Here is a 6,201-nt window from a genome sequence, read left to right as displayed (position 1 = left end):
ATCGCCGCCGGTCCCGGAGCCGTCTGGGTGGCGGCCAATCTGCAGCAAACGGTGAGCGAGATCGATCCCAGAACGGGCGCCCTGGTGAAGACCATCAGCCTCCAGAACGCCCCTGACGCCATCGCGGGCGTGACGCTCAGAGCGGGGTCGCGTTCCCGGCCACGAGTGCACTCAGGTCGGGGTCGGCAGTACCTTGCGACTCGTCTGTTCCAGCCGCTCGAGCCGATCCAGGAACGGCTTCGCCCCGAGGCGCTCGAGGATCGCCTTCGACTCCTCCACCGCCTCGGCCGCGTCGGGGTGGTCCATGCCAAGCATCGTCCCCATGTCCAACCCGAACAGCGCCAGGTCCAGCGGCGTCTCCAGCGCCCGCCACGCCTCGATCGCCCGGCGGTAGCCGGCTGCGCTCTCCTCGGGTCTTCCCTCGAGTGCCGCCAGTCCCGCTTCCACTGTCGCCTTCACCGCCCGCATCCACCGGCCCCGGAACACCGCCATCGCTGCCACAGCCTCTCGAGCCTTCGCAGCGTCGCCCTGCCACAAAGCAGCTCGGCCGGCGACCGAGAGCGCCGTGGGGCTGTTGATCCCGCTCGGGTCAGCCGCCACCCCCGCCATGGCATGCTCGACCGCGGCCTGCGTGTCGCCCTGCGACAGCTCCACCATGGCCCGGATCCCCAAATAGGTCGTGCGCGTCTGCACCGACTCCGCGGCCTCCACCTCGGGCCCGATCTCGTCCAGGCGCTCGATCGCTCCGACGGGGTCCCCCCGAAGTGCGGCGAGCATCGCCTCGAGGGGCCTCAGGCCATGGTGCGTCTCGTTCCGCTCCTGGAGTTGGTGCAGGGCGCTCTCCGCCTCGGCCCACCGCCCGGCCCACATTCCAGTCTCCGCGGCGTTGCCCAGCGCGATGCCCTCCATGCTGCGGTCGCCGCCGCGCCGGGCCAGGACGGCCCCCTCCAGGGCCGCCTCCACGGAAGCCGCCGGGTCGTCGTCGAGCAGCCCCACGCCGAGCTGGATCAACGCCCCGGCCCGATCGAGCAGGCTTCCCATCTCCTCAGCGAGCGTGAGTCGGCCCTTGGCGAGCATCGCGGCCTCCTGATGGCGCCCCAGGTCGTAGAGCGTCCACGCTTTGACGCGGACCGCCCTGAGCAGGAGGTCCATGAGGCCGAGCCGCTCGGCGATGGGCAGGGCTCTCTCCACCCAGGAGAGGCCGCGGTCGGGAGCGCCGATCGCCGCGTTCGCGTGCGCCAACGCGGCGAAGAGCTCGGCATGAATCTCCTGGTGATCGTCGCCGAGCTTCTGGAGGGCTCGCTCCATGCGTTCGATCGCGTCGGAAGGCCGGTCGGCCCAGATCAGCGGACGGGCCATCTTCGCCGTCGCCAAGGCCGCGCCGGCGACATCCCCCTCTGCCTCGTAGACCGCCACCGCCTCCTCGCCGAAGGCAACGGCGCGGTCGTACTGCGTGGCCATCCGGGAGGCCTCCATGGCCAAGTCGAGGATGCCCGCCCGCTCGGCGCCCCCGGATGTGACGGCCAAAGCCTGATCCAGGAAGGCGAGCGCCTGCTCCGGTGAGCCCAGCGAGATCGCCCGATCGGCGGCCTGGGAGAGCCAGTCGCGGGCCCGAGCGGCCAGGGCCTCGGCGTCCGGCCCCGCCGGCGTGGCCCGGTGCGCCTCGACGTAGTGCGTGGCCACCACGCCCGAAAGTTCGTCATCCCCCAGGGCCTCGAAGTGATGTGCCGCGGCCAGGTGCCGCTGCCGGCGATCCGTCCTGGCCAGCGTCCCGTAGGCGACCTCCCGGATCAGGCCCTGGAGGAACGCATACTGCCCTCGCTCGGGCGAGCGGGAATCGCTGTCGAGGGACAGGAACTCCTTGCGAACCAGATCCCGAAGGCGAGGCTCCAGCTCGCCGCTCCCCTCCCCGGTCACGGCCGCGAGCGCCTCCACGGTGAAGCTCTTCCCCAGCACGGCCGCGCCCTGCAGTAGGTGCCGGCTGACAGGATCGAGCGCGTCCAGCCGGGAAGCGATGAGGGCGTGCAGGCTGTTCGGAACCTCCAGGTCCCCGACCTCCCCCACCATGCGGTAGGCGCCCTCCCCGGGCTCGAGGATGCCCCGGCCGGCGAGCATCCTGACCATCTCGACGGCGTACAGAGGCACGCCTTCGGCCCGGGACACGACGCGCTCGACGTCTTCCATCTGGATGCCCTGGACGAACCCCCGAAGCATCTCGGCGATCGCCTCGTCCGGAAGCGGTTCAAGGTGCACCGCGGTGAAGCTCCGCTGCCCCGCGCCCCAGCTCGGCCGGCGGTCCATCAGCTCCGGGCGGGCCAGCGTGATGACGAGGATGGGGGAGGACTTCGACCACTCCGGGACGGATTCCACGTAGTCCAGGAGCCCGGCGTCGGACCACTGGAGGTCCTCGAACACCATGGCCACGGTGCCTCGCTCCGAGAGCAGCTCGAAGAACCTTCGCCACGCGGCGAACAGCTCCTCCCGCTCGCCCGGCGGGGCGTCCTCCAGACCCAGGAGATGGGCCAGGCGAGGCTCCAGCCACCGGCGTTCCTCCGGATCCTGGACGTGCTCGGCGACGCTGGCCGAGAGCTTCCGCCTGGCCTCCTGTGGCTCGTCGGTCTCGGCGATCCGGGCCCGGCCCCTCACCATCTCGCCCAGCGCCCAGAAGGTCACCCCCTCGCCATAGGCGGGGGAACGACCATGGTGCCAGTAGATCGTCTCGGCCAGGCCGTCGACGTACTTCTTCAGCTCCCAGATCAGGCGGGACTTCCCGATCCCGGCGATCCCGCTCACCGAGACAAGCCGGCTGCGACCCTCCCGCCCTGTCGCGTGGAGGAGCTCCTTCAGGAGCTTCAGCTCCTCGTGCCGGCCGACGAAGGGAGGCTCCAGGGCCTCGCTCCGTCCCACGCCACCCCGCTCCGCCACGACCCTGAGGGCCCGGAACGCCTGGACGGGACTCTCCTTGCCCTTCAGGGAGTGCAGGCCCGCGTCGGCGTACACGACAGCGGCCTCGGCTGCCCGGCGCGTGGCCTCGTCGACGAGGACGGTGCCCGGCTCCGCCGCGGACTGCAGTCGCGAGGCGGTGTTGACAAGGTCCCCGGCGACCATGCCCTGCCCGATGGCGCCGAGGGTGACGGCAGCCTCCCCGGTGAGGATCCCCGCCCGGGCGTTCAGCTCGGGAGCGCCCACCTCCGCGCCCAGGCCCTGGACGGCCTGGACGAGGTCGAGGGCGGCCCGCACGGCTCGCTCGGCGTCGTCCTCATGGGTCACGGGCGTGCCCCACGCGGCCATCACCGCGTCGCCGATGAACTTCTCGACTGTTCCGCCGTAGCGCTCGATCAGCCCGCGACAGGTGTCGAAGTAGCGGGAGAGAAGGTCCCTGACATCCTCGGGGTCCCGGGACTCCGAGAGGGTGGTGAAGCCGACCAGGTCGAGAAAGAGGACGGAGACCAGGCGCCGCTCGGCCTCGGGCTGCGGAGGTGGTTCGGCGCCCGTGGCGGCCGCCGGCGAGGTGGCGGCCTCGAGGCGCTCTCCGCACTCACCGCAGAACTTCTCCCCTCCCTTGAGGGGGTTGCCGCATACCGGGCAGGCCCGGACGAGCGGGGTCCCGCATTCCGTGCAGAACTTCGTGCCCGGCGCGTTGTCCGCACCACAGTTCGAGCAGACCATCCGACCGCGTTCTCCATCGTCTCAGCCGCGTGCCCACTGCGCCCCCCGAAGGCGGGGGCGCAAGGAGTCTATTCTCCGACTCCGCCAAGCTGTCCGGTCAGATACCCGTGGGGGTCCAAAACTCGGATTCATCATGCTGCCATCCCGTGGTACTCGTGGATCAGCCCGCCGAGTACGTTCCGCCGATGGACCTCCCAAGGGCGGATCGGCAACGAATCCTCGGAGCCGTCCAGCGGCGCAGCGAGTCCGAGCGCCCGGTGCGCGCGATGGCCGTTGTAGTGCTCCGCGTATGTCCGGAGCACCCGGTCCAGGTGCCGGCGCCCGAGGATCAGCGTCCAGTCCAGACACTCCGCTCGGACGGTCCGAATCCATCGCTCGGCGAAAGCGTTCGCGTTCGGAGCGCGAATCGGGGTGTGAGGATCACCTCGGTCCCTTCCGAGCGGAAGACCTCGTCGAATGGGCTGCAGAACTTGGAGTCCCGGTCGTGGATCAGGAATCGAACAGGCGGTGGGCGACCGTCGAGGTCCATGGACAGGTTCCTGGCCTGCTGGCTGACCCAGGCCGAATCCGGGTGGGCCGTCGAGGCGGTGACGAACACGCGTCGGGTGTGCAGCTCGATGAACACCAGGACGTAGAGCGGTCGGAGCCAGACCGACTCGACGCAGAAGAAGTCGCACGCGATGATCCCCTTGGCCTGCGCCCGCAGGAACTCCGACCAGGTGGGACCCGTTCGCCTGGGAGCAGGACCCAGCCGGCGCGTCGAAGCACCCTCCTGATCGTCGTGGCCCCAACCCGGATCCCGAGCCTGCGAAGCTCGCCCTGGATGCGGACGCATCCCCAGCGCGGGTTCTCTCGGGCGAGACGCAGGATCAGATCAACGATCTCGGGATCGATCGGAGGTCGCCCTGGCTTGCGGCTCCGTCCGTAGGTCCACTTCCTCCGCACCAGCTCGCGGTGCCAGCGTAGGAGTGGGATCAGATCAGCCCGGCCAGCTCTTCTTCGGGATCCGAGGCGGGGGAGGGAACTTCGGCGTCGCCACCTCCTTCGAGTACCGGTGCGACGCGCTGCTCGAGGGGCTCTCCCGCGGCCGGGAACGAAGCGACCCCCGTAGTGGGCGGGGGTCGGAAAGCTTTGGGAGGCCTTTCAGGCTCTCAGCCAATCGGCTTCGCAAACACATTCTACTCCTCCTTTGCGGTCCTTGCGGGCGGGTCTCTGGGCTTGGCCCGTCTTGAGGTCGACCCGGGTCAGGTCCCGTCGCCTCGAGTTGGCCACCCACGCGGCACCCGCCCGATGGCAACGTCGGCGGGGCTGCTACCGACAGGGATGGCAGCGAGAAGCTTGCCGCGTCGATCCGAAGAGCTCGGTCTACCGCTCGTGTCGATGCAGGTGGTACAACGCCTCGGGCGGAAGAGACAGATGGCCACCGAGTCGCGTGTTGGCACCATCCTCGCCGGCTACCGCATCGAGCGGCTGATCGGCCGGGGCGGCATGGGCTCGGTGTACCTGGCCGAGGACCAGGCAATGGGACGCAGGGTGGCCCTCAAGATCCTGTCGTCCGAGTTGGCCTCCGATCAGGGATTCCGGGAGCGGTTCATCCGGGAGTCCCGCCTGGCCGCCTCCATCGAGGATCCCAACATCGTGCCCATCTACGAGGCCGGGGAGTCCGAAGGAACCCTGTTCATCGCCATGCGCTACGTGCAGGGCACCGACCTCCGAGCCCTCCTCGAGCGGGAAGGTGCGCTCGGGCCCGAGCGCACCGTGTCGATCCTCGCGCAGATCGCTTCGGCCCTGGACGCCGCCCACGACCAGGGCCTGGTGCACCGCGACGTCAAGCCCGCCAACATCCTGGTCCTGCCGGCGTCCGGGCCCTCCCGGGCGGACAAGGTGTACCTGTCGGACTTCGGTCTCACCAAGCGCACCACTTCGGACAGCGGGCTCACCGGCACCGGCCAGTTCGTTGGGACCCTCGACTATGCCGCTCCGGAACAGTTCGAGGGGAATCCGCTGTCATCGCAAACGGACATCTACTCCCTGGGCTGCGTGCTGTACGAGTGCCTCACCGGCCAGCCGCCGTATCCGCGCGAAAGCGACGCCGCCCGGATGTACGCCCACCTGAAGGATCCACCTCCGAAGGTCACCGCAGCGAGGCCCGATCTGCCACCGGGCGTGGACGTGGTGGTCGCGACGGCCATGGCCAAGAAGCCGCAGGACCGGTTCGCCGGCGCCGGCGACCTGGTCGAGTCGGCCCGGGGTGCCCTGTCGGGCAGCAAGCGAATAGGCCCGCTCACGGGTTCTGGTCTGCATCGGCGGCGGGCCGTCATCGGCGGGGGGCTGGTCGGGTTGATCGGGGTGGTGATCGCGGTGGCTGCCCTTGTGTCGAAGGACGGGTCCTCTCCGGCTCCAGGGGCTTCCACGCCGAGACCGTCGGCATCACCTCGGACCTTCAATGCGCTCCTTCGAGTCGACCCGGATGGCGGGAAGGTGACCGCCACGATTCCCGAACCGCTCCATGCTCCCGGCGCCCGGGTGTTC

At 70.0% G+C, this 6,201-nt stretch carries 4 protein-coding genes; 1 reads left to right on the top strand and 3 read right to left on the bottom strand.

Going from position 1 to position 6,201, the window contains the following annotated elements:
- Window positions 1-171: 171 nt before the first annotated feature.
- From M3Q23_16085 to M3Q23_16075, 3 genes are all read right to left on the bottom strand, one after another.
- Window positions 172-3,669 carry an AAA family ATPase gene (locus tag M3Q23_16085; GenBank protein ID MDP9343576.1) on the bottom strand — a complete coding sequence of 1,166 codons (3,498 nt, stop codon included), beginning with the start codon at window positions 3,667-3,669 and terminating at the stop codon, window positions 172-174.
- A gap of 131 nt (window positions 3,670-3,800) precedes the next feature.
- A complete protein-coding gene (locus M3Q23_16080) occupies window positions 3,801-4,013 on the bottom strand; it encodes a hypothetical protein (protein ID MDP9343575.1) in 213 nt (70 codons plus the stop codon).
- A gap of 145 nt (window positions 4,014-4,158) precedes the next feature.
- The gene (locus M3Q23_16075; protein ID MDP9343574.1) at window positions 4,159-4,614 is read right to left on the bottom strand and encodes a helix-turn-helix domain-containing protein; all 456 of its coding nucleotides are present in this window, start codon (window positions 4,612-4,614) and stop codon (window positions 4,159-4,161) included.
- 471 nt (window positions 4,615-5,085) lie between these two features.
- Between M3Q23_16075 and M3Q23_16070 the strand changes: the two genes are divergently transcribed.
- Window positions 5,086-6,201 (top strand): serine/threonine protein kinase (locus M3Q23_16070; GenBank protein ID MDP9343573.1); only part of this gene is annotated, 1,116 nt, incomplete at its 3' end.

It is taken from the genome of Actinomycetota bacterium (assembly GCA_030774015.1).
Lineage (GTDB): Bacteria > Actinomycetota > UBA4738 > UBA4738 > JACQTL01 > JALYLZ01.
Note: the sequence above shows the minus strand (reverse complement) of the source record. Positions and strands in the feature narration are given on the sequence as shown.